This is a genomic window from Wenjunlia vitaminophila DSM 41686, assembly GCF_000380165.1.
In the GTDB taxonomy this organism is placed as follows: Bacteria; Actinomycetota; Actinomycetes; order Streptomycetales; family Streptomycetaceae; genus Wenjunlia; species Wenjunlia vitaminophila.
On sequence record NZ_KB904659.1, the window covers coordinates 76,004 to 100,812 of the forward strand.

Here is a 24,809-nt window from a genome sequence, read left to right on the forward strand (position 1 = left end):
GGGTGTCGCGCACCGGAGGTAACGTCGGACCGCCAGCCGCGGGAGAGGGGGTCCGGCCGTGAAGACCGCTGGGACAGGCGGGGACACCGCACGCTTCGCCGTGGTCGAGGGGGTGCTGGAGCGGATCACCTATGCCAACGAGGAGACGGGTTACACGGTCGCCCGGGTGGACACCGGCCGGGGCGGCGGGGAGCTGCTGACGGTCGTCGGCGCGCTGCTCGGCGCCCAGCCGGGGGAGTCGCTGCGGCTCCACGGCCGCTGGTCGTCGCATCCCCAGTACGGCAGGCAGTTCACCGTTGAGAACTACACCACCGTGCTGCCCGCCACCATCCAGGGCATCCGGCGCTACCTCGGCTCGGGGCTGATCAAGGGCATCGGGCCGCGGATCGCCGACCGGATCGTCGAGCACTTCGGCCTGGACACGCTGGACGTGATCGAGCAGCAGCCACAGCGGCTGGTCGAGGTCCCCGGGCTGGGCCCCAAGCGCACCAAGATGATCGGCGCCGCCTGGGAGGAGCAGAAGGCGATCAAGGAGGTCATGGTCTTCCTCCAGGGCGTCGGCGTGTCCACCTCGCTGGCGGTGCGGGTGTACAAGAGCTACGGGGACGCCTCGATCTCCGTGGTGAAGGACGAGCCGTACCGGCTGGCGGCGGACGTGTGGGGGATCGGCTTCCTCACCGCGGACAAGATCGCCCAGTCGGTCGGCATCCCGCACGACAGCCCCCAGCGGGTCAAGGCGGGGCTCCAGTACGCGCTGTCCCAGTCCAGTGACAGCGGGCACTGCTACCTGCCGGAGCAGCGGTTGATCGCCGACTCGGTGAAGCTGCTCCAGGTGGACACCGGGCTGGTGATCGAATGCCTGGCGGAGCTGGTCGAGGAGGGCGGGGTGGTCCGGGAGGACGTCCCGGACGCCGACGGGCAGCCGGTGGTCGCGGTCTACCTGGTCCCCTTCCACCGGGCGGAGATCTCGCTGGCCAACCAGGTGCTGCGGCTGTTGCACGCCGACACCGACCGGATGCCCGGCTTCGCCGGCGTGGACTGGGACCGGGCGCTGGCCTGGCTGCGCGGTCGGACGGGAGCTGAGCTGGCCCCGGAGCAGGAGGCAGCGGTCCGGTTGGCGCTCACCCGCAAGGTCGCCGTGCTCACCGGGGGGCCGGGCTGCGGCAAGTCGTTCACCGTGACGTCCGTGGTCACCCTGGCCCGGGCGAAGAAGGCGAAGGTGCTGTTGGCGGCCCCCACCGGCCGGGCCGCCAAACGGCTCGCCGAGCTCACCGGCTGTGAGGCGTCCACGGTGCACCGGTTGCTCGAGCTGAAGCCGGGGGGTGACGCCGCCTATGACCGGGAGCGCCCACTGGACGCCGACCTGGTGGTGGTGGACGAGGCGTCCATGCTCGACCTGCTCCTGGCGAACAAGCTGGTCAAGGCGGTGCCGCCCGGTGCTCACCTGCTGTTCGTGGGGGATGTGGACCAGCTACCGAGCGTCGGCGCCGGCGAGGTGCTGCGGGACCTGCTGGCCCCGGGGAGTCCGGTGCCGGCGGTGCGCCTGACGAAGATCTTCCGACAGGCCCAGCAGTCCGGGGTGGTGACCAACGCGCACAGGATCAACGCCGGACTGTCGCCGATCACGGAAGGGATGTCGGATTTCTTCTTCTTTGTCGAGGATGACACGGAAGAGGTGGGCAGGCTTACGGTGGATGTGGCGGCCCGTCGCGTGCCGGCGAGATTCGGCCTCGACCCGCGGCGGGACGTGCAGGTGCTGGCTCCCATGCATCGGGGGCCGGCCGGAGCGGGCACCCTGAACGGGTTGCTCCAGCAGGCCGTGACCCCGGCCCGGCCGGACGTGCCGGAGCGTCGTTTCGGCGGTCGGGTTTTCCGGGTCGGTGACAAGGTCACTCAGATCCGAAACAACTACGAGAAGGGGCAGAACGGGGTCTTCAACGGAACGGTCGGCGTCGTCACCGCGCTGGACGCGGAGGCCCAGCAGCTCACCGTCCGTACCGACGAGGACGAGGAGGTGTCCTACGACTTCGACGAACTGGACGAACTGGCCCATGCCTACGCGGTCACCATCCACCGGTCGCAGGGCAGCGAGTACCCAGCGGTCGTGATTCCGGTCACCACCGGGGCGTGGATGATGCTTCAACGCAATCTGCTCTACACCGCAGTAACCCGGGCAAAGAGGCTCGTGGTGCTGGTCGGGTCGCGTCGTGCGGTGAGTCAGGCCGTCCGTACGGTTTCCGCAGGTCGGCGCTGTACCGCCCTTGATCATCGGCTCAGGCGGCAGCCGGCCGGAGCGGGGGCGCTGACCATCGGGTGACGCACCGCGAGTAGCCCTTCGTAGACACTGCGTGCCACTCCATTACGGTTTTTGCGACCCCGAGTGCACTGTCCTGGTCCAAATAGGGGAAGGTAGTAGTCAGTCAGGGCTTCCTCGAAGAAGAGGCATATTCGTCGGTGAGGGATGACGTGAGCGACAACTCTGTAGTACTGCAGTACGGGGACAGCGAGTACACCTACCCCGTGGTCGAGAGCACGGTGGGTGACAACGGCTTCGACATCGGCAAGCTGCGCGCACAGACCGGTCTGGTCACGTTGGACAGCGGCTACGGCAACACCGCCGCGTACAAGTCCGCCATCACGTACCTCGACGGCGAAGAGGGCATCCTGCGCTACCGCGGGTACCCGATCGAACAGATCGCCGAGCGCGGTTCGTTCCTCGAGACCGCCTACCTGCTGATCAACGGTGAGCTGCCCACCGTGGACGAGCTGGCGGCCTTCTCCGACGAGATCACCCAGCACACCCTGCTGCACGAGGACGTCAAACGCTTCTACGACGGGTTCCCGCGCGACGCCCACCCGATGGCCATGGTGTCGTCCGTGGTCAGCGCGTTGTCCACCTTCTACCAGGACAGCCTCAGCCCCTTCGACGAGCAGCAGCGCCACATCTCCACCGTCCGGCTGCTGGCCAAGCTCCCGACGATCGCCGCCTACGCCTACAAGAAGGCGATCGGTCACCCGTTCGTCTACCCGAGCAACGACCTCGGCTACGTGGAGAACTTCCTGCGGATGACCTTCTCGGTGCCCGCACAGGAGTACGACCCGGACCCGGTGGTGGTCGGAGCGCTGGACAAGCTGCTGATGCTGCACGCGGACCACGAGCAGAACTGCTCGACCTCCACGGTCCGCCTCGTCGGCTCCAGCCAGGCCAACCTCTTCGTCTCCATCTCCTCCGGGATCAACGCGCTGTGGGGGCCCCTGCACGGCGGCGCCAACCAGGCGGTGCTGGAGATGCTCGAGGACATCCAGGCCAGCGGTGGCAACGTCGCGACCTTCATCCGCAAGGTGAAGAACCGCGAGGACGGCGCCAAGCTGATGGGCTTCGGCCACCGGGTCTACAAGAACTTCGACCCCCGGGCCAAGATCATCAAGGCTGCCGCCCACGATGTGCTCTCCGCCCTCGGCAAGTCCGACGAACTGCTGGACATCGCCCTGGCCCTGGAGGAGCAGGCGCTGGCCGACGACTACTTCGTCGAGCGCAAGCTCTACCCCAACGTGGACTTCTACACCGGGTTGATCTACCGCGCGATGGGCTTCCCGACAACGATGTTCACCGTGCTGTTCGCACTCGGCAGGCTGCCTGGATGGATCGCCCACTGGCATGAGATGATCAAGGAGCCGGGTGGACGCATCGGTCGTCCTCGCCAGGTGTACACCGGCGTCGAACTGCGCGACTACGTTCCCCTCGAGGCTCGCTGACTCGTCAACGGCCCGTCGGGACCAAGCCCCGGGTCGTGTTGGTGGCGCCCCGCATCCGGACCCCCCACGGTTCCGGATGCGGGGCGTCCCCGTTCCGGCCACAGAAACCCCATGGGTCCGTGGCTCGGAAGAACGCCGCACGCCGCCGGGGTGGAGGGCGGGAGGGCCGCTCAAGCTCCCCGACGTGCTCCGCCCCGGCCTTCTGCGCGTGTGAGCCGTCCCCCAAGACGGCTCACGCCACCTCACCGGGGTCCGCCGGGGCCCCGGTGGCAGGCCTCGTCGAAGGCGCCGGTCTCCGGGTCGGCCTGCACCGACTAAGACCCTCGAATGTGCCTTGAGGTTACGTTCGACAGGGTGTGATCTGCGTCTCTTCGCCCGGCCGTCGGGGCCGCCGCTGATCGTGGTCCGGGCATCGCGTAGCGTGTTCGCCGCAGGTGCGAACAGACCTGCGGAACAAGGAAGTTGCTGCACGAAAGAGCGGGCGAGGTGCGATGAACGAGGCGGCTGGCCGCAACGTCGTGGTGACCGGTGGTGGCACCGGCATCGGCCGGGCGGTGGCGCGGAAGTTCGTCGAAACGGGTGACCGCGTGGTCATCGTGGGGCGCCGCGGTGCGGTGCTCCGGGCCGCGGCGGACGAGCTGCGGACGCCCGGGGGACACCCGGTCACCCCGGTGGTGTGTGACCTGGCCGACCCGGACGCCGTGGAGGCCGTGCTCGAGGTGCTGCCCGAGCGGATCGACGTCCTGGTGAACGGCGCGGGCAGCCGGGAGGTCGCGGTGGGGGCCGGGCCGCACGGGGTGCTGGCCCGCTGGCGCGGGGACTTCGAGCGCAACGTGCTGACCGCGGTGCTGCTGACCGATTCGGTCCGGGACCGGCTCACCCCCGACGGGGGCCGCGTGATCACCGTCTCCTCGGTCGCGGCGCTCCGTGGCGGCGGCTCCTACGGTGCCTCCAAGGCCGCCCTGCACGCCTGGAACCACTCCCTGGCCACCCAGTTGGGCCACCAGGGCGTCACCGCGAACGTCGTCGCCCCCGGTACCGTCGCGGGCACCGGGTTCTTCGGCGACCGGCTGAACGAGGCCGAGCTCACCCGGCGCGCGGGTCGCACCCTGATCGGCCGGGTCGGGCAGCCGGAGGACGTGGCGTCCGCGGTGTTGTTCCTGGCGTCCCCGGAGGCGGGGTTCATCACCGGGGAGATCCTGAACTGCAACGGCGGCGAGCTGCTCGGCCGCTGAGCCGCTCGGGTGCCCACGGGGCGACCAGCCCCGTGGGCGGCGCTGACCCGCTCAGGCGCGGCCCACCAGCTCGTACCCGGCCTCGTCGACCGCGGCGCGCACCGCCTCGTCGTCCAGTGCCCCGGTGGCGGTGACGGTCACCCGGCCGCTGCTGGCGTCGGCCGTCACCGAGGTGACCCCGACCAGCGCGGACAGCTCCGCGCCCACGGCGTTCTCGCAGTGGCTGCAACTCATGCCCGAGACGGTGTAGACGATGGTGGTGGGTGCGGCGGCCGGCGTCGTGGTCGCGGGGTCCGCGGGGGTCGGGTGGGACATGGGTACCTCCGTGCTTGGCGGGAAGTCGATGCCTGAGTATGCCCCCCAAGGGTATGGAAGTTCCGAGTGGCGTGGGCGGTGTGTCGCCTTTCCCGAGGGGGTCCGTGGGAATGCGACCAGGGGTGGAGGCGTTGGGCCCGAACGTACGGCCGAGGTAGGTCCCGTCGTCATCCCTGAGTACGGGATGCCCGGACACCACCCCAGGTTTGGCTGAAATCGATTGACGTGGCCTTTTTGGGACGCCAGCGTGGACACGTCGGACCTGGGTGCGACCGGCACGCACCGGACGAACACCCGCCACGGACGGGGGAAGAGGGGGCCAATGAGTTGGCAGTCATGGCTGTCCGATCTCTCCGCCGTGGACGTGACCGAACCCCTGGCCGCGCACCTGGCCGGCAACACCCTGGTCGCCTACGGCATCCTCGGGGCCACCACGCTGCCCCCGCTCGTCCCCAACTCGGCGATCCTGGTCACCGGGGGCGTGCTGGCCGCCCAGGGGCGGCTGAACATCGTTGCCGTGCTGGCCGTGGTGGCGCTGAGCGCCCTCCTGGGGGACATGCTGATCCACCGGGGTGGCGCGGCGATGAACCAGGGGGTGGTGCGCCGGGTGTACCGACGCCCACGGCGCAGAGCGCTGATGGAGTGGACGGCGCAGCGGATGGACCGGCACGGGGTTCCGTTCGTGATCGCGTGCCGCTTCCTGCCCAGCGGGCGCCTCTTCGGTGGGCTCACCGCCGGCGTGGTGCGCTTCCCCACGCGCCGCTACCTGCTGGGTGTGCTGATCGCGGAGATGGTCTGGGCGAGCTACTCGGTGGGCCTGGGGTACTTCGGCGGTCAGGCCACGTCCAGTTCGATGTCCGCCGTGGTGCTGGGGATCGGGGTTTCCTCCCTGGTGGCGGCGGTCGGCGCGGTGGCCCAGTGGGCCGCCCGCCGCGGCGACCGGCACCCACGAGGCCCGGTCCCCGGCACGTCGCCGCCCGGCCACACACCCCCGGCCTCCCGTGGTGGTGAGCCACTGCCCGCAGCGGGGGCAGCACCTGACGCCCCCCAGGCACCCGAGGCCTCCGGAGCAGGGCCCGCCCGGACGTCCCCGCAGACGGTGCCACCGGACACCGGGGGGAGCCCGGGGTCGCCCTCGAGCGCAACGGGGTCCGCCACCCCCGACCGCGTTCAGCTCCCCCGCCCGCCCGGCCCGCACGCCGTGGCGCCCCGGACGGGCACGTGCCCCGGGGCGGGGATCGGGTCGGGGGCGGCCGGCCACCCTCCCCGGGAGGCGGCCGTCGGATGCGCGCGGACCCGGACGCGTTGCACCGGCCGCTTCCCCTCGTACCTCCGTTGAGCCACGGCCCCGCCGGGATCGGGGAGCCACCGACCGGGCCGCCTCTGGTCCCGGGGGTGCTCCCGGCCAACCCGGCTGCGTCGGCCGGGGAGGGAGCCGCAGCGGGCAACGGACGAACCGGTCCGGGCAGCGACGGAGTTCAGTGGGCCTGGGACGGCCGAGTGGCCGTGGGCACACACCCACGTGCTGCCGGCTCGGGCCCCGCCGGTCCCTGGCCGGCGGCCCCGGTTTCCTGGTGTCCGCCCCGCCGGGCGCCACCCGGGCCGGGGCCCAACCGACAACCGCCGACGGCTACCGGCTGGACACGTGGACCCGGGCCGGCGTCGCCCGCACCCTGGTCCGCACCGCCGACGGCGCCTTCGCCGCGCGCGGCCAGGCCGCCATCACCGGCCCCGTGTTCGTCGTCGACCAGGTCGAGACCGATCCCGCTCACCAACGCCGTGGTCTGGGTCGCCTGGTGAACCACGTGCTCGCCGACCTCGCAGCCGGCCGGGGCGCCACGGCAGGTGTGCTGGTCGCGACCCCGCGGGGCCGGGCTCTGTACGAGACGGTGGGATGGCGCGTGCTGGCCCCGCTGACCGGCGCCGTCCGGAGCTGAGGCCGGCCCGGTACCGGATCGGGTTCACGTCGGCCGCGCACACCGCGCCCTCCGGAGGGCCACCTTGACCCGGATCGACGGACGGTGAGGTATGAGGATGTGTCCGGAGCAGGCTCGATAGTCGTTCGCTCGGCGTGTAGTCGTCTGGCAGAGTCGTGCGATGCACGAGACTCCCGAGGACCTGGAACGGCTTCAGCGCCTGATCGATTCTTCGTACGCGTCGGCTGGCGCCCACCTGCGCTCGATCGTCACCGCTGATCGACGGCTCGACGCCGCGGGCGTGGTCGCCGAGATGGGCTCCATGCGCGTGATGGCCCTCGCCACCACCACTGCCAGGGGGGAGCCGCGGGTCGGGCCCGTTGACGGGCTGTTCTACCGGGGACGTCTGCACTTCGGCTCGGGCGCTGATTCCCTACGCGTTCGGCACCTGCGTGCCCGTCCCGCTGTCTCGGCTTCGGTCATCGACGGTGAGCGGCTCCAGATCACCGTGCACGGCACGGCGCGGGAAGTGAGTCCGGCTCAGGAACCAGGGCTGGAGGCGTTCCTGATCTCGGTGTACGGGCGCGAGGCATGGGGGAGCTGGATGCGGGACCTGCCGTGGGCCCGGATCGAGCCCGACCGGATGATCACTTTCCGCAGTTCGACCGCGGGCGAACGGTAGCGGGACGTGATGGCGCCCTGCCGCAGCCACTGGTGGACGACCGCGACGAGGACGGCCGCCGCGGCGCGGACCGTGAGCAGGCACCGGCCGCCCGTCGCGCGGCCGGGCCGGTGTGGTCCCGCGTCATCCACGTACGCGGTTGCTGGGGCGCTGGGCGCTCCAGTCCCGGATGGTGTCGGCGTACCAGAACGGCCTGCCGCCCTCCACCAGGTCGGGCGGGGGCAGGTGCCCGTGCTTGCGGTACGAGCGGACGGTGTCCGTGCGGACCCGGATATGAGCGGCGATCTCAGCGTAGGACCACAGCGACCAGTCGGACATTCACGCACCTCCCAGGGCGGGGCCGGCAGGACGGCGGGGGCCGTCGGGGACGGCGCGGCAGGGACGACGGACGCTCACGGAGGGTCGCCGGTCGGCCGCGCTCGGTGCGACAGCCTGCCGTGCCCGTCCGACGGGCGAGCCGGCGGCGACGGGCTGTACCGAGGCTGTGACGTGATGCCCGAGTAATGGTGACAATTGGCGATGAAAGCCAAGGACTCCAGTTCGCTGACCCACTCGTGCGTGCGATGGGCCGGCCCTCGTCGGCCTCCTGTCGCCCTCAGCCGGGCAGGCTGTCGATCGCCTTGGTGATCCGTTTGTCCGAAACCGGATAGGGCGTGCCGAGGCCCTGGGCGAAGTAGCTCACCCGCAGTTCCTCGATCATCCAGCGGATGCGCGACAGCTCGGGTCCCGGCGGGGTGCCCGGTGGCAGCTTGTCCACCAGCCGCTGGTACTCCTGCCACATGCGATCCACCTTGGCGGTCAGCTCCCGGTCCCGCTGGGGCCCGTTGGGCAGGCGCTCGAGGCGGTGCTCCACCGCCTTGAGGTAGCGCAACACGTCGGCCAGCCGCTCCCAGCCGGTGGCGGTGACGAATCCCGGGTAGACCAGGCCGGCGAGCTGCTCGCGGATGTCGGTGAGCGCGGGCACCAGCGCCAGGCTGGTGGTCCCCTTCATCCTGCGGTCCACCCGGTGGGCCACCGCGAGCACGCTGGCCACCTTCAGCACCGTGTCGGCGGCCACCTGGTACAGCTCGGACCGCACGTGGTCCCGCAGCGCGGCGAAGCCGGCGGCGTCCCAGGCGGGGCCGCCGCGGTCGGCCATGAGCCTGTCCACCGCGCAGGCCACGCAGTCCTCGAACAACGCGTCGGTGGACGGGTAGGGGCTGTGGCTCAACGCCAGCTTCGCCTGGGTGCCCAGCCGTTGCTGGATGGACTTCACGGGGGAGTTGACGGTGAGCAGCAGCAGTCTCCTGGTGCCCCGCCACATCGCCTGTTGCTGCTCCTGCTCCGTCGGGTAGATCCGCACGGCCACCGAGTCGCCCTCGTCGGCGAGCGCGGGGAACCCCTTCATGGTGTGCCCGTCCCGCCGCTCGGTGAAGGTGCGCGGCAGCTCCCCGAGGTCCCAGCTCCGCAGGCCGGTGCGGACGAACCCCGGGGCGGCGGCGGTCATCGCCTCCCTGGTCCTGGGGGCGAGGCGCAACCGGAGCGCGGCCAGGTCCTTGTCCTCGCCGAGCCGCCGGTGACGGCCGTCCACCACCCGGAACGTGATCCGCAGGTGGTCCGGCACCCGGGACGGGTCCCAGGCGTCGGACGGCACCACCACGCCCCTGAGGGACCTCAGGGCGCCCGCCACCGCGTCGGTCAACGGCCCCTCGCCAGGGGTGAGCCGGGACAGGACCGCCCGCGCCACGTCCGGCGCCGGAACCAGGTTGCGCCGGATCGGCTTGGGCAGCGACCTGATCAGCGCGGTCACCAGTTCTTCGCGCAGCCCCGGGATCTGCCAGTCGAAGCCCTCGGCGCTGACCTGGTTGAGCACCGCGAGCGGGACGTGCACGGTCACCCCGTCCGCCTCGGTGCCCGGCTCGAACTGGTAGGTGAGGCGCAGCCGCAGGTCCCCCTGCACCCAGTGGTCCGGGTAGTCGGCTTCGGACACGTCGCCGGCCCGCTCGCTGATCAGCATCGACTTCTCGAAGGCCAGCAGGTCCGGCTGCTCGCGGCGGGTCTTCTTCCACCAGGAGTCGAAGTGCCGGGCGGAGACGACCTCGCGGCCCACCCGCTGGTCGTAGAAGTCGAACAGCGTCTCGTCGTCCACCAGGATGTCGCGGCGGCGTACCCGGTGCTCGAGGTCCTCGACCTCCTCGAGCAGTGCGCGGTTCTCGTGGAAGAACGCGTGGTGGGTGCGCCACTCGCCCTGGACCAGGGCGTGCCGGATGAACAGCTCCCGGGACAGCTCCGGGTCGATCCGGCCGTAGGAGACCTTCCGACCGGCCACCAGGGGCACCCCGTAGAGGGTGACCTTCTCGTAGGCCATCACCGCGCCGCGGTCCTTCTCCCAGTGCGGCTCGCTGTAACTGCGCTTCACCAGGTGCTGGCCGAGGGTCTCCGCCCACTCCGGTTCGATCCTGGCCGCCACCCGCCCCCACAGCCGGGAGGTCTCCACCAGCTCGGCGGCCATCACCCACCGCGGTGGCTTCTTGAACAGCGACGACCCGGGGAAGACGGCGAACCGCGCGCCCCGGGCGCCCAGGTACTCCCGCTTCTCCGGGTCCATCAGACCGATGTGCGACAACAGCCCGGCCAGCAGCGACTGGTGCACCCGCTGGGCGTCCGCCGGCGCGGCGTCCTCCAGGGCTATCCCCAGGGCCCTGGCCGTGGAGCGGAGCTGGCTGTAGATGTCCTGCCACTCCCGCACTCGCAGGTAGTTCAGGAACTCCGCCTTGCACAGCTTGCGGAACTGGTTGGAGGACAGTTCCCGCTGCTGCTCGCGCAGGTGGTTCCAGAGGTTCAGGAAGGCCATGAAGTCCGACGCCTCGCCGTCGCCCGCGGCGGTGAACCGGCGGTGCTTCTCGTCCGCGGCCTGCTGCTTGTCCACCGGCCGCTCCCGCGGGTCCTGGATGGACAGCGCCGCGGCGATCACCATCACCTCGTGCACGCAGCCGTTCTCCTCGGCCGCGAGCACCATCCTGGCCAGCCGGGGGTCCACCGGGAGCTGCGCCAGCTTGCGGCCCAGGGGGGTCAGCCGGCGGCGCGGGTCCTGCTCGTCGGTGTGGAGGGCGCCGAGCTCCTCGAGGAGCTGCACCCCGTCCTTGATGTTGCGCCGGTCGGGGGGCTCCACGAACGGGAACGCGGCGATGTCGCCGAGGCCGATCGCGGTCATCTGGAGGATGACCGACGCGAGGTTGGTGCGCAGGATCTCCGGGTCGGTGAACTCCGGGCGGCCGAGGAAGTCCTCCTCGGAGTACAGGCGGACGCAGATGCCCTCGGAGACCCGGCCGCAGCGTCCCTTGCGCTGGTTGGCCGACGCCTGGGAGATCGCCTCGATGGGGAGGCGCTGCACCTTGAGCCGGTGGCTGTACCGGGAGATCCGGGCGGTGCCCGGGTCGATCACGTACTTGATGCCGGGGACGGTCAACGAGGTCTCCGCGACGTTCGTCGCCAGGACCACCCGGCGCCCGGTGTGCCGCTGGAAGACCCGGTGCTGTTCGGCCGCGGACAGCCGGGCGTACAGCGGCAGCACCTCGGTGTTGCGCAGGTTGCGCTTGGCCAGCGCGTCGGCGGTGTCCCGGATCTCCCGTTCCCCGGAGAGGAAGACCAGGATGTCGCCCGGCCCGGCGGCGCAGAGCTCGTCCACCGCGTCCAGGATCGCCTGGACCTGGTCGCGGTCCTCCTCCTCGGCGTCCTCGGACACCAGCGGCCGGTAGCGGACCTCGACCGGGTAGGTGCGTCCGGAGACCTCGATCACCGGGGCGCCGTCGAAGTGCCGGGAGAACCGCTCCGGGTCGATCGTCGCCGACGTGATCACGACCTTGAGGTCGGGGCGCCGGGGGAGGAGCTGTTTGAGGTAGCCCAGGATGAAGTCGACGTTGAGGCTCCGCTCGTGCGCCTCGTCGATGATCAGTGTGTCGTACCGGGTGAGCATCCGGTCCTGCTGGAGCTCGGCCAGCAGGATGCCGTCCGTCATCAGTTTGACCAGGGTGCTGTCGCCCACCTGGTCGGTGAACCGCACCTTCCAGCCCACCGCGCCGCCCAGCGGGGTGCCCAGCTCCTCGGCGACCCGCTCGGCGACGGTCCGCGCGGCGATCCTGCGGGGCTGGGTGTGGCCGATCACCCCGCGGACGCCGCGCCCCAGCTCGAGGCAGATCTTGGGGAGCTGGGTGGTCTTGCCGGAGCCGGTCTCCCCGGCCACGATCACCACCTGGTGGTCCCGGATCGCGGCGAGGATCTCGTCCTTCTTCTGGCTGACCGGGAGCTGCTCGGGGTACCTGATCTCGGGCACGGCTGAGCGCCGCCGCTCCAGCCGCGACTCGGCGGCGGCGACGGCGGCGGCGATCTGCTCGGCCGCGGCCCGTTGCCGGGACCCGTCACCCATCCGGCGGACGCCGGCGATCCGGCGGCCGAGGCGGTGTTGGTCCTGCGGCATCAGGTCGGGCAGGCGCGCCTGGAGATCAGCGAGCAGGTCCGGGGTGGCGAGCGGGGTACCCATACACGGGCAAGGATAGGCATGGGAGTGCGTGGTCTGGCCACCGCATTTCCCCGTGGCTCAGCGCGCGTCGGCCGCGCGGCGTTGGCGGGCCGCCTCGTAGAGCACCACCGTGGCGGCGTTGGCCGCGTTGAGGGAACTGGCGGAGCCGGTCATCGGGATGCCGACCAGGTGGTCACAGTGCTCCCGCCAGGCCGCGCTCAGCCCGGACGTCTCGTTCCCGACGAGCAGCAGCACCGGACCGGTCAGGTCGAACCCGGCGACGTCCACGTCGCCCCGCTCGTCGGTCCCCACCACGGCCACCCGCCGGCCGCGCGCCCGTTCGCCGTGCAGCCAGGCCAGCACCTCGCGGTGGGAGGGGCTGCGCACCACCGGCACCGAGAACAGCGAGCCGGTGCTGGCCCGCACCGCCTTGGGGTCGTACACGTCCGCCGCGTGCCCGGCCACCACCACGCCGTGGGCGCCGAAGGCGTCGGCCGAACGCACCAGGCTGCCGATGTTGCCCGGCTGGGTGGGGCGGTCGAACGCCACTCCGAGGAAGTCCGAGGGGACGGGTATCCGGGAGAGCTCGTCCGGGGGCATCCCGACCACCGCGAGCACCTCGGGCGCCCCCTCCTGTTTCTCGCCCAGCTCGGCGAGCAGCTCCGGCGCCATGGCCACCCGCTCGGCGGTCACCCCGTCCAGCAGCTCCTCGGCCCACCGGGACAGCGGCCGGTCCCCGTCGTACAGCACCGCCGAGACGGTCCAGCCGCACCGCACCGCCATGGTGATCGGTCGCACGCCCTGGACCAGGAACTCCCGTGCGCGCTGCCGCTTGCCGCGGTTGTGCAGCAGCGCCTGCCACTGCTGGAACCGCGCGTTGCGCGTCGTGACCCGCCGTACCGCCACCCGTGCTCCCCACCGAGGTCGTCCCCGTGTCGTGGACCTGCGGGCAGGGTACCGGCAGCCGGAGTTCCCGCCGGGAAGGTCTATTTGTAGACGTTGGCCAGTGTTGGCTATGCCGCACCGCTTCCGTGGGGCTCGGGGCCGGGCCTAGAGTTCTGCGACTGGGCCCGGCTATTCATGCTCACGTCAAATTCGCCCTCCCTGTCGTTGTTCCTCCGGCCGGGGCCCCGCACGGCCAGGCGCGTGGTGGGCGGCGCCTGGCGCTCGGAGCAACGGCGCTCCGGGCTTCCTCTCCACAAGGAGCTGGTGATGAAACGGACCGTGATGGTGGCCGGGGTCTCCCTGGCGATGATCATGGGCATGACAGGCTCGGTGACCGCTCTGGCGGCGTCGGCGGACTCCTCCGCAGAGGCCAAACCGGCGGCACCCTCCATGTCACGCGCGATAGCCGCGGCTGACCAGGCTGCCAACAGCGGCCTCGACAGCCTGACCAGGGGACCCTACGAGCGGTACGACAGACAGAAGGTCATCCCCTGGATCAAGGGGATGTACTCCATCGCCTACGAGCGGACGTACCGCGGACTGCCGGTGGTCGGCGGGGACGCGGTCGTGATGGCCGACACCCAGGGCCGGGTCCGCGGCGCCCAGTCCGCCTCGTCCGCCGAGATCGACATCTCGACTCAGGCGGCGGTCAGCGCGCAGCAGGCGATGGAGACCAGCAGGAAGCAACTGAAGACGGTCGAGAAGACCGAGTCGCACCGCCTGGTGGTCCACATCCAGGACGACACGCCCCGGCTCGCCTGGGAGACGGTCGTCGCCGGTGCCACCGCCGAGGCGCCCAGCCGCCTGCACGTCTTCGTGGACGCCCAGACCGGCAAGGTCATCGACACCCACGACGACGTCAGGTTCGGGACCGGCACCAGCAAGTGGAACGGCCCCAACCCGCTGACCATCGACACCACCGCCTCCGGCGGCAGCTACTCGCTGCGCGACCCCAACCGTTCGGGTCTGAGCTGCGCCGACTACAGCACCAACCAGGTCTTCACCAAGTCGACCGACTCCTGGGGCACCGGCAACCCCACCAGCAAGGAGACCGGATGCGTCGACGTCATGTGGGGGGCCCAGAAGCAGTGGGACATGCTCGCCAACTGGCTGGGGCGCAACGGCCACGACGGCAACGGCGGAAGCTGGCCGGTGTACGTCGGTGTGAACGACGTCAACGCCTGGTGGGACGGCAGTAGCGTCACCATCGGCCACAACGACGCCAACGAGTGGATCGGCTCGATGGACGTCGTCGCCCACGAGTTCGGCCACGGGATCGACCAGTTCACCCCCGGCGGCAACAACAACGAGTCCGGGCTCGGCGAGGGCACCGGCGACATCATGGGGGCGCTGACCGAGGCGTACGCCAACGAGCCCGCCCCGTACGACACGCCGGGTGACTACCTCGTCGGCGAGATGATCGACCTCGTCGGCACCGGCCCCATCCGGAACATGTACAACCCGTCGCTGGTCAGCGGGCACCCCAACTGCTACTCGTCCTCCATCCCGAACACCGAGGAGCACGCGGCGGCCGGCCCGCTCAACCACTGGTTCTACCTGCTCGCCGAGGGCTCCAACCCCGGCGGCGGCAAGCCGACCAGCCCGACCTGCAACAGCTCCACGGTCACCGGCGTCGGCATCCAGAGCGCCGGCAAGGTCTTCTACGGCGGCATGCTGCTGAAGACCAGCGGCATGACCTACAAGAAGTACCGCACCGCCACGCTCACCGCGGCGAAGAACCTCGACGCGAGCTGCGGCCTGTTCAACCGGACCAAGGCGGCCTGGGACGCGATCAGTGTCCCGGCCCAGTCGGGGGACCCGACCTGCACCGCCTCCGGCCAGGAGTTCTCCATGGCCGTGAGCCCGGCGTCGGGCAGCGTCAACCCCGGTGCCTCCGCCACCGCGACCGTCAGCACCACCACGGTCAGCGGCGACGCCCAGACGGTGAACCTGACCGCCTCCGGCGCCCCGTCCGGGGTGTCGGTGACGTTCAGCCCGTCCTCGGTGACCTCGGGGAACAGCTCCACCATGACGGTGGCCACCACGTCCTCGACGTCCCCGGGCACCTACACCATCACCGTCAAGGGTGACGGCGTCACCAGCCACACCGCCCAGTACCTGCTCACCGTGGGCTCGGGCAACCCCGGCGGTGACATCCCGGACATCGACGTCGCCAACGTCCAGACCCACCTGTCCGCGCTGAACACCATCGCCACCAACAACGGCGGCAACCGCCGCGCCACCACCAAGGGCTACCTGGACTCCGTCGCCTACGTGAAGGGCAAGCTCCAGGCCGCCGGCTACCAGGTCACCGAGCAGCCCTGCACCTCCGGCTGCACCTCCGGCGCGGGACCCAACCTGATCGCCGAGTGGCCGCAGGGTGACGCCAACAGCGTGTACATGTTCGGCGCCCACCTGGACTCGGTCTCCGCAGGCCCCGGCATGAACGACAACGGCTCCGGCTCGGCCGCCCTGCTGGAGACCGCCCTGGTGCTCGCCCAGCAGAACCCGAACATGACCTCCAAGGTCCGGTTCGCCTGGTGGACCGACGAGGAGCAGGGCCTCAACGGCTCGCAGTTCTACGTGGACCAGCTCACCAGCAGCCAGCGTTCGGCGATCAAGGCGTACTACAACTTCGACATGATCGCCTCGACCAACGGCGGCTACTTCATCAACCACATCAGCTCCACCGCCGCCCAGCCGATGAAGGCGTACTGGGACTCCCTCAACCTCCAGCCCGAGGAGAACACCGAGGGCGCCGGGCGGTCCGACGACTACCCGTTCGAGAACGCCGGCATCGCCACCTCCGGGTACGCGATGGGCGCCAGCTACACCAAGACCACGGCGCAGGCGACCAAGTGGGGCGGCACCGCAGGCCGGGCGTACGACCCCTGCTACCACAGCTCCTGTGACAACCTCAGCAACATCAACGCCACCGGTCTGAACCGCGCGGCGGACGGCATCGCCTACACCCTGTGGAAGCAGGCCGTCTCCAGCGACCAGCCGGTGAACGACTTCTCCATCTCCACCAACCCGACGTCCGGCACCACCGACCCGGGCACCACGGTCACCACCACCGTCAGCACGGCCACCACCGCCGGTTCCGCGCAGACGGTGAACCTGACCTCCTCCGGCGCCCCGTCCGGCGTCAGCGTCACCTTCAGCCCGACGTCGGTGACCTCGGGGCAGAGCTCCACCGCGACCATCTCGGTGGGCGCGAGCACCGCTCCCGGCACCTACACCATCACCGTCACCGGCACGGGCACGGCGACCCACAGCACCACCTACAGCCTGAAGGTCAACGGGACCGGCGGCTGCACCGGCGGCCAACTCATCGTCAACGGCGGGTTCGAGAGCGGCACCTCGCCGTGGACCGGGAGCACCGGGGCGATCGGGAGCTACACCGGCCAGGTGGCGCACTCCGGCACCCGGTTCGCCTGGCTCGCCGGGTACGGCTACTCGGCGACCGACACCATCAACCAGACGGTGACGGTGCCCACCGGCTGCGCCGCCCAGCTCAGCTACTGGCTGCACATCGACACCGACGAGTACGGCTCGACGGCGTACGACACCTTCGAGGTGCAGGTGAACGGCACCACCCTGACCACCCTGTCCAACGTGAACGCGGCCTCCGGCTACCAGCAGCGGACCCTCGACCTCAGCGCCTACGCCGGCCAGCAGGTCGAGGTGACCTTCACCGCGACCGAGGACGCCTACCTCCAGACCAGCTTCGTGGTGGACGACGTGACGCTCCAGACGAGCTGACCACCGCGAGCAGGTGACTGACCCGCGCGGGCGGGGCACCCACGGTGCCCCGCCCGCTTTGCACCACCATGACCCGACGGGCCCTGGACGTGGGTTGCGCTCCAGCAGATGATGAGGCCATGCCAGACCAGCACCTCCTCGGGCCGTTGGGTCTGGGCGAGAACGAGAGCGCCCTGTACCTGTACCTGTTGTCCACGCCGCGCTGCACCGCCCACCAACTCGTCGAGGCAACGGGACTGACGGTGTCGCGAGTGAGGCGGAGCCTGACGAGGCTGACCGAAGCGGGGCTGGTCACCCGCCTGGCGGTGACCCCGGCGCGCTATGTCGCCGCGCCGCCGGAGACCGCGGTGGACAGCCTGGCCCGCAAGCGCCAGGAGGAGCTCGAGCAGGTGCGCGCGCAGATCCGCGAGGTGGCCCGCAAGCACCAGGGAGCCAGCGTGGGCACCCCCGACGACCTACTGGAGCTGATCGAGGGCAACGCCCAGATCACCCACCGGGTCCAGCAGCTCCAGCTCGGCACCCAGGAGGAGTTACTGGTCGTCGACTGTCCGCCCTACTTCGACATGACCGCCCAGCACGCGAACCCGATCGCCCTGCAACTGCTGCGCCGTGGGGTCTCCGTGCGGGTCATCTACCACCAACCGTCACTGGAGTTCTGGGTACAGGCGGCGACCGAGTGCATAGCCGCGGGCGAACAGGCCAGGGTGTTGCCCTCGGTGCACATGAAGATGGCCGTCGCGGACCGCAGCGCGGCGATGATCCCGTTGAACTTCGGAGCCTCGGAGACCACCGCCGCCCTCTACCTCCACCCCTCGCCGCTGCTGACCACGCTGATCAACTGCTTCGAGATGCTCTGGGAGCGGGCGACGCCCCTGGTGCCGAGCGAGGTGGCGCAACAGGAGCTGACCGAGCAGGACCGCAAACTGTTGCAGATGCTGGCCAGCGGGATGAAGGACGCCGCCATCACCCGGGCGCTGGGTGTCACCCAGCGCACCACCACCCGGCGGATCGCCCACCTGATGTCCGTCCTCGGCGCCCAGACCCGCTTCCAGACGGGGCTCCAGGCCAGCCGGCGCGGCTGGCTGTGACCGCGCCGCCCCGGCGTCGGGTCAGCGGCCGAGCCACACGGCGGTGTCGCTGGGCAGCCGGCCGTCCTCGAGCGGCCCGCTGGTCAGCAGCACCTCGTGGTGCGAGGGCAGTTCCACCGCCCGCGGGGAGAGGTTGACCACGCACCTGAACCCCGGCTCCCGGCTGAACGACAGCACACCGACCGGCGCGGTGTCGTCCCAGTCCAGGGTGCCGTCCCCGAGGGCCGGGTGCTCCCGGCGGACCCGCAGCGCGGTCCGGTACAGCTCCAGCATGGAGTCGGGGTCGTCCTGCTGCGCCTCGGGGGTGAGCGACGCCCACGCCTCGGGCTGGGGCAGCCACGGCTCAGCCGCGGCGCCGTCCGGGCTGTAGCCGAACGGGGGCCGGTCCCCGCTCCACGGCAGCGGCACCCGGCAGCCGTCCCGACCGGGGTCGGTGTGCCCCGACCGCTCCCAGATGGGGTCCTTGAGCAGTTCCGCCGGGAGGTCCTCGACCTCCCAGAGCCCGAGTTCCTCGCCCTGGTAGACGTACGCGCCACCGGGCAGCGCGAGGGTGAGCAGGGCGGCTGCCCTGGCCCTGCGGGCGCCGAGCTCCAGGTCGGCGGGGAGGCCGGCGAGGTCGGCGAGGGAGCGGACCTGCCCGTCCGGCTGGGGACGGGCGTAGCGGGACAGGTGCCGGGCGACGTCGTGGTTGGACAGCACCCAGGTGGCCGGGGCGCCGACCGCGCCCAGCGCGCCGAGCGAGTCGTCGATGACCCGCCGCAGGTGGTCGGCCCGCCAGGGCGCCATCAGGTAGTCGAAGTTGAACGCGGTGTGCAGCTCGTCCGGCCGCACGTAGCGGGCGAGCCGACGGGGGTTCTCGGCCCAGGCCTCGGCGACGAACACCCGCGGGTCGGCGTAGGAGTCGGCGACCGCGCGCCAGCCCTGGAAGATCTCGTGCACGCCGTCGCGGTCCCAGTAGGGGTGGTCGTCACCCCTGGCGACGTGTATCAGCTTGCCGTCGAGTGACCCCAGGTCGGGCAGGCCGGGGGCCTTGACCAGACCGTGCGCCACGTCGATGCGGACGCCGTCCACCCCCCGGTCGAACCAGAACCGCAGGATCGACTCGAACTCCTCCTTGACCTCGGGGTGGTCCCAGTTGAGGTCGGGCTGCTCGGGGGCGAACAGGTGGAGGTACCACGGGCCGGGGGTGCCGTCGGCCTCGGTGATCCGGGTCCAGGCCGGCCCGCCGAAGTTGCTGGACCAGTTGTTGGGCGGCTGGTCACCGTCGGGCCCGAGCCCAGGACGGAAGATGTAGCGGTCCCGGGCGGGCGCCCCGGGGCCGTCCGCCAGCGCCTGGCGGAACCAGACGTGCTCGTTCGAGGTGTGGTTGGGCACGATGTCGATGATCAGCTTCAGCCCGTGCCGGTGTGCCTCGCCCACCAGGGCCTCGGCGTCGGCCAGGGTGCCGAAGTCCGGGTCGATGTCCCGGTAGTCGGAGACGTCGTAGCCGCCGTCGGCCTTCGCGGAGGGGTACCAGGGGTTGAGCCAGAGGGCGTCCACCCCAAGACCGGCGAGGTAGGGCAGGCGCTGCCGCAGCCCGGCGAGGTCACCGATGCCGTCGCCGTTGGCGTCGGCGAAGCTGCGGACGTAGACCTGGTAGATGACGGCGCTGCGCCACCAGGGGCCGGTGGTGCTGGCTGGGGCCACGGGTGTCTCCTGAGAATGTGAACGGCGATGCCAGGAGATTAAGCGTCGATCTGAAAATAGTCCACAGTGAGCTGACGGCTTTCGGTCAGTCCTTGCAATTGGCTGGCATGTGGAACGGCCGGTTCAGGCGGTGCGCGGCCGGGCCGCCGCCGTGCTGCCCCGCACCACCAGCTCCGGCTCGAAGAGGAACTCCTGCTCGCTGTCGGTCAGACCGTTGACGCGGTTCCCCAGGAGGGTGACCACCGCCTTGCCCATCGCCTCGATCGGCTGCCTGACGGTGGTCAGCGGGGGGTTGGTGAGCGTGACGACGCCCAGGTCGTCGTAGCCCACCACGGAGATGTCGTCGGGGACCTCCAGCCCCATCCGCTGGCAGGCCCGGACCGCCCCGAGCGCCATCAGGTCGCTGCCGCAGACCAGCGCCGTCGCCCCCCTGGCGACGAGCTGGCCGGCGGCGGCGGCCCCGCCCTCGGCGGTGTACATGGTGTGGGTGACCAGGTCGTCGGCGTCAGGCACGGCACAGTGCTCGGCGAGTGCCTTGCGGAACGCCGTCTCCTTCCGCATCGCCGGCAGGTGGTCCTCGAACTCGCCCAGTGCCAGGCCGATCCGCCGGTGGCCGAGCGAGGCCAGGTGGCGCACCGCGAGCCGGGCGGCCAGCTCGTCGTCCGAGGACACGCAGGTGATCGGCAGGGTGTCCACCATGCCGTTGACGGCGACCACCGGCAGCCCCCGCTCCAACAGCCGGCCGTAGTGGCTGTGGTCGGCCCGGGCGTGGGAGTGCAGCCCGCAGATGAACACGGCGCCGGAGATCTGGTGCTCCAGCAGCATGTCCACGTAGTCGCTCTCCGAGACGCGGTCGAAGGTGCGGGTGCACAGCACCGGGGTGAACCCGCGCTGCGCCAGGGCGGAGCCGATCACCTCGGCGAAGGCCGGGAAGACGGGGTTGCTCAGGTCCGGTGCGACCAGCCCCACCAGGCGGTTGGCCCGCCCGCGCAGGGGCCGCGGCCGCTCGTACCCCAGCACGTCCATCGCGCTGAGCACGGCCGCCCGGGTGGACTCGGCCACCCCGGGCTTCCCGTTGAGGACCCGACTCACCGTCGCCTCGCTGACGCCGGCGTACTCGGCGACCTCGGCCATGCGCTTCACCATGCCTGAAATTCTATGGAAGTCTTTCAGGTACTTGCAATACACCTCCTCCGTCTCTCTTCTCCCTGCCGTTTCCTTGCAAGCGCGGCTCCGGGTGTCCTCCCGTTCTCCACGGCCCGGCCCGGGTGCCCTACGCCCGCGGGTCCGCGTAGGCGCGGACCGCCACCACGTGGGCGCGCGGAGCGCCGTGGGTGCCGTCCACCGCCAGACGCAGCGCGCGGGCGCGGACCGGGTGCGGTCCCTCGAAACGGTGCACCCGGTGGCGGCGCCGGTTGTCGTGGACGTCCGCCAGGGTGTGCCAGATCCCGTCGGCGTCCTCGGCCTGGAGGCGGTAGTCCCGCACCAGCTCGGGGATGACGTCGAACGGGCACCGGTGCAGGTGCAGGTTGTTCAGGTACTCGTCCACGTCGTCGTCGAAGACCAGGTGGACCGTGCGCAGGTCACGGACGTCGTCCCAGTCCAGCCGCAGCCACTCCCGCATCAGCGAGGGATCGGCCACCGAGGCCGAGGACCACATCTGCGGTCCGCCGTAGGTACGCGCGTAGCCGCCCACCGCCTTGTCCGGGGCGAAGGCGGAGGTGGCCGGGGTGGTGCGGAAACAGAGGGAGCGGCGGCGCAGTTCGCGGGCCGACCACTCCAGCAGCCGCTGTCCCTCCGCCTCGTGGGTGAGCCCGTCCTCCGGCTGCTCCACCGGTCGGTGGACCAGCATCAGCGCCCCGTCGGAACGGTGCGGCACCAGGCGCAGGCGCACCCGGGGCTCGGCCCTGACCACCACCACGACCTGTTCGGGGACCGCCGGGTCCCGCCGTTGGTGGTCGAAGCGCGCGGTCACCCAGCTCGGGTCGCCCCCGGGCACCGCAACCGTCACCCGGTCCAGTCGTTCCACCGGGACCGCGTTCTCCGGGAGCCCGGTGGACCACAGCTCGACGGTCAGCCCGGTGCCCCCGGGTTCGTCGCAGGAGGCGAGGAACGCGACGGTGTCCAGGCGCGGATCGACCGGCAGCAGCACCCCGACGTCACTGGTGAGCGGGTAGGGCTCGACCGTGTCGGGGTCCGGTTCCGCACGCAGCGTGTCGAGGGTGGATGACGCGCTGACCACGGCGGAGCGGGCCAGGTCCGCGGGGTCGGCCGCGGTCAGGCCGACGACCGAGGCGTCCTGGCGCAGCAGGGTGCGGCTGAGCAGGTCGGCCCGGGTGGTGGCGAGCTCCCTGGGGGACAGGCGCTGTTCGACGCAGAGCGCGGCGGCGGTGCCCGCAGCCTCACCGAGCGTGGCGCAGGTCGCCATGACCCGGGTGGCTCCGAACGCGACGTGGCTCGCCGAGATGTTGCGGCCGGCGAACAGCAGGTTGGTCACGTTGACGGAGTACAGGCAGCGCAACGGGATGTGGAAGACGCCGTCCGGGTGGCGCTGCCGGGCGCCCGGCTCCTCGGCGTACACGCCCTTGACCGGGTGCAGGTCGATGGACCAGCCCCCGAACGCCACCCGGTCGGGGAACTGCCGTTGCTCCAGGACGTCCCGTTCGGTCAGCACGTGGTCGCCGACGAACCGCCGGTACTCGCGCTTGCCGGGCAGGGAACCAACCCACTCCAGGGTGAGCCGGTCCGCCTCGAACTCGCCGGAGTTCTTGATGTGGTCCCAGATACCCATGATCACCGCGTGCAGCTCGTCGCGGATGCGCTCGTTGTCGTGGACGGTGTCCAGCTCGCCGCCCCACTCGATCCACCAGTAGGCACAGCCGTTGTCACCGGTGCGCAGCACCCGGTTGCGCAGCACCGGTGTGGTCGAGAGGTCCTTGGCGTACGAGGGCGGCACGAACCTCACGGGCCTGCCGACGTCCTTGGTGTAGAACAGGATCGTCGAGCCGAGCAGCTCGTCGTCGGCCGCCAGGGGCGCCCAGGACTCACCGAACTCGTCACGTGCCTCCCGCCCGATCCGGTAGCGGGCCCCGGCGAGGAACCCCACCAGGCCGTCGCCGGTGCAGTCCAGGAAGTACGGGGCGCTGAAGGTGATCCGGCGTTCCGACCCGGTCATCCAGCCGGTGACCGACCGCACCGTCCGGGCGTCGGCCGGTCCTGTCGCGTCCACCTCGTGCACCTCGGTGTTGAGGTAGAGGTCGAGCAGCGGCTCCGCGAGCACCGCGTCGAGGACCACCTGGTCCCAGTAGTAGGGGTTCCCCTCCGGGTTCCGGTACTGGTTCTCGGTGTACAGCTCGCCCATGATGCCGGTCTCCCGGGCGTACCGCTGGGCGCCCTGCGCGGTGGCCCCGCACACCCACACCCTGATCTCGCTGCTGGAGTTGCCGCCGAGGACCGGCCGGTTCTGCACCAGGGCCACCCGGCGGCCGAGCCGGGCGGCGGCGATCGCCGCGCACACCCCGGCGAGGCCGCCGCCGACCACGACGACCTCGTACCGGACCTCTTCTCGCCTCACGGCCGCTCCTCCGCGTTCCGCGCCAGCCGCAGCGTGACGATCTCGAAGGGGCGCAGCCGCAGCACCACCGCGTCCCGCTCCACCGCTGCCTCCGCGTCGGGCAGCGGGCGTTCCAGCAGGTCGGTCACGGTGACCGAGGCCACGGGGAAGGAGGCGACCAGGCGGCCCCTGGTCCGGGTGCCGTGCGCCTCGTGGAGACGGACCACGACGTCGCCGCTGCCGTCGTCGGCGAGCTTGACCGCGGTGACCACGAGGGCCTCGCCGTCCACGGTGACCAGCGGCGCCACCGCGCCGTCCGCGGTGCCCTCGAGCCGGCGCTGGGGCAGGTTGATCCGCCATCCCTCGCGGACCGCGTCGGGCAGGCCCGCGCCGGGCAGCAGGGCGTACCGCAGTCGGTGCAGGCCCTGGTCGGTCCGGGGGTCCGGGTAGCGCGGCGCCCGCAGCAGGGACAGCCGGACCGTGGTGGTGGTCCCGCCGTCCTCCCGCACGGTGCGGGACACGTCGTGCCCGTAGGTGGAGTCGTTGACGACGGCCACGCCCCACCCGGGCTCCCCGACGTGCAGGAAGCGGTGCGCACAGATCTCGAACTTGGCCGCCTCCCAGGAGGTGTTGGTGTGCACCGGCCGTTCCACGTGCCCGAACTGGGTCTCGGCGACGGAGCGTTCGGCGCGCACGTCCAGCGGGAAGGCGGCCTTGAGGAACTTCTCCCGCTCGTGCCAGTCCACCTCGGTCTCGACGTCCAGCCGGCACACCGCGGCGGGCAGGCTGAGCCACTGCGTCACCCGGGAGGAGCCGAAGCGGCGGACCACCTCGACGGCGTCGCCGACGCGGCGCACCGACTCGGCTTCGGTGAGGTCGGTGACCCGGTTGCGGTAGAAGGCGTCCACGTCCCAGGCGTCCCACTTGTTGGGCAGGTCGGGGTGGAGCTGGAGCAGGTTGGCAGCGGTGCCGGGGGCGACGCTCTCCCGCCCGGTGGCCAGGTCCACCGCGGACACGACCAGGCCCCGGCCGTCCACCACCACCCGCAGCAGGCCGTTGTCGAGGACGTGGCCGCCGTCGGGGGTCTCCGTGCAGAACCGGTTCTCGGGTGCCCCGGCCACGACCGCGCCACCGTGCGCCGGCGCCTGGCCACCGGCGTGCGGCGCGGAGTTGAACACCACGCTGCCGGTGCCCTCGCCGGCCAGCGCCCGCTGCGCGGCGCGCACGATGCCCTCGAGTTCCCCGGTGACCGCCGCGTAGGTGGCCTCGGCCTCCCGGTGCACCCAGGCGATGGACGAACCGGGCAGGATGTCGTGGAACTGGTGGAGCAGCACCGTCTTCCAGAGCCGGTCCAGGTCCTGGTACGGGTA

The 24,809-nt window shown here is 71.3% G+C and carries 16 protein-coding genes; 8 read left to right on the forward strand and 8 right to left on the reverse strand.

All coding sequences use genetic code 11. The annotated features are described in order from the left end of the window. The first annotated feature begins 58 nt into the window (after positions 1-58). The 3 genes from recD2 (at position 59) to A3IG_RS0109990 (ending at position 4,991) form a co-directional block, all read left to right on the forward strand. Complete coding sequence (recD2, locus tag A3IG_RS0109980; RefSeq protein ID WP_018383419.1) at positions 59-2,317, forward strand: SF1B family DNA helicase RecD2; 2,259 nt, start codon at positions 59-61, stop codon at positions 2,315-2,317. Positions 2,318-2,466: 149 nt separating this feature from the next. After that, positions 2,467-3,756, forward strand: a complete 1,290-nt coding sequence (locus A3IG_RS0109985; protein WP_018383420.1) for a citrate synthase — start codon at positions 2,467-2,469, stop codon at positions 3,754-3,756. A gap of 491 nt (positions 3,757-4,247) precedes the next feature. Continuing rightward, the gene (locus A3IG_RS0109990; protein WP_018383421.1) at positions 4,248-4,991 is read left to right on the forward strand and encodes an SDR family NAD(P)-dependent oxidoreductase; all 744 of its coding nucleotides are present in this window, start codon (positions 4,248-4,250) and stop codon (positions 4,989-4,991) included. Positions 4,992-5,042: 51 nt separating this feature from the next. Here the strand turns inward: A3IG_RS0109990 and A3IG_RS0109995 are convergent, their stop codons facing one another. After that, the gene (locus tag A3IG_RS0109995) at positions 5,043-5,306 is read right to left on the reverse strand and encodes a heavy-metal-associated domain-containing protein (protein WP_018383422.1); all 264 of its coding nucleotides are present in this window, start codon (positions 5,304-5,306) and stop codon (positions 5,043-5,045) included. A gap of 322 nt (positions 5,307-5,628) precedes the next feature. On the opposite strand from A3IG_RS0109995, the gene A3IG_RS35095 reads away from it, so the two are divergent. From A3IG_RS35095 to A3IG_RS0110010, 3 genes are all read left to right on the forward strand, one after another. Next, positions 5,629-6,645 carry a DedA family protein gene (locus tag A3IG_RS35095; protein WP_086019924.1) on the forward strand — a complete coding sequence of 339 codons (1,017 nt, stop codon included), beginning with the start codon at positions 5,629-5,631 and terminating at the stop codon, positions 6,643-6,645. 235 nt (positions 6,646-6,880) lie between these two features. Beyond that, positions 6,881-7,243: a GNAT family N-acetyltransferase gene (locus A3IG_RS29220; protein WP_201787523.1), complete on the forward strand. Its 363-nt coding sequence runs from the start codon at positions 6,881-6,883 to the stop codon at positions 7,241-7,243. Positions 7,244-7,403: 160 nt separating this feature from the next. Further along, complete coding sequence (locus A3IG_RS0110010; protein ID WP_018383424.1) at positions 7,404-7,904, forward strand: pyridoxamine 5'-phosphate oxidase family protein; 501 nt, start codon at positions 7,404-7,406, stop codon at positions 7,902-7,904. Between the two features lie 123 nt (positions 7,905-8,027). On the opposite strand, the gene A3IG_RS0110015 is transcribed toward A3IG_RS0110010, so the two are convergent. The 3 genes from A3IG_RS0110015 to A3IG_RS0110025 form a co-directional block, all read right to left on the reverse strand. Further along, complete coding sequence (locus tag A3IG_RS0110015; RefSeq protein ID WP_018383425.1) at positions 8,028-8,222, reverse strand: MerR family transcriptional regulator; 195 nt, start codon at positions 8,220-8,222, stop codon at positions 8,028-8,030. 277 nt (positions 8,223-8,499) lie between these two features. Next, entirely contained in the window at positions 8,500-12,423 is a 3,924-nt protein-coding gene (hrpA, locus tag A3IG_RS0110020) for an ATP-dependent RNA helicase HrpA (protein ID WP_018383426.1), read from the reverse strand. A gap of 57 nt (positions 12,424-12,480) precedes the next feature. Beyond that, positions 12,481-13,308 carry a TrmH family RNA methyltransferase gene (locus A3IG_RS0110025; protein WP_018383427.1) on the reverse strand — a complete coding sequence of 276 codons (828 nt, stop codon included), beginning with the start codon at positions 13,306-13,308 and terminating at the stop codon, positions 12,481-12,483. A gap of 306 nt (positions 13,309-13,614) precedes the next feature. Between A3IG_RS0110025 and A3IG_RS0110030 the strand changes: the two genes are divergently transcribed. Continuing rightward, positions 13,615-17,112, forward strand: coding sequence for a M28 family peptidase (locus tag A3IG_RS0110030; protein WP_018383428.1), 3,498 nt, complete (start codon positions 13,615-13,617; stop codon positions 17,110-17,112). A gap of 119 nt (positions 17,113-17,231) precedes the next feature. Next, the gene (locus A3IG_RS0110035) at positions 17,232-18,200 is read left to right on the forward strand and encodes a helix-turn-helix domain-containing protein (protein ID WP_018383429.1); all 969 of its coding nucleotides are present in this window, start codon (positions 17,232-17,234) and stop codon (positions 18,198-18,200) included. Between the two features lie 21 nt (positions 18,201-18,221). Here A3IG_RS0110035 and A3IG_RS0110040 read toward each other — a convergent pair whose 3' ends face one another. The 4 genes from A3IG_RS0110040 to A3IG_RS0110055 form a co-directional block, all read right to left on the reverse strand. Beyond that, on the reverse strand, positions 18,222-19,886 hold the full coding sequence (locus tag A3IG_RS0110040) for a glycoside hydrolase family 13 protein (RefSeq protein ID WP_018383430.1): 1,665 nt from the start codon (positions 19,884-19,886) through the stop codon (positions 18,222-18,224). Between the two features lie 123 nt (positions 19,887-20,009). Next, positions 20,010-21,032: a LacI family DNA-binding transcriptional regulator gene (locus A3IG_RS0110045; RefSeq protein WP_026220099.1), complete on the reverse strand. Its 1,023-nt coding sequence runs from the start codon at positions 21,030-21,032 to the stop codon at positions 20,010-20,012. A 127-nt stretch (positions 21,033-21,159) separates the two neighbouring features. Then, positions 21,160-23,460, reverse strand: a complete 2,301-nt coding sequence (locus A3IG_RS35685; protein ID WP_018383432.1) for an FAD-dependent oxidoreductase — start codon at positions 23,458-23,460, stop codon at positions 21,160-21,162. Continuing rightward, on the reverse strand, positions 23,457-24,809 hold a 1,353-nt coding region (locus A3IG_RS0110055), incomplete at its 5' end, for an alpha-mannosidase (protein ID WP_018383433.1). The genes A3IG_RS35685 and A3IG_RS0110055, both read right to left, overlap by 4 nt.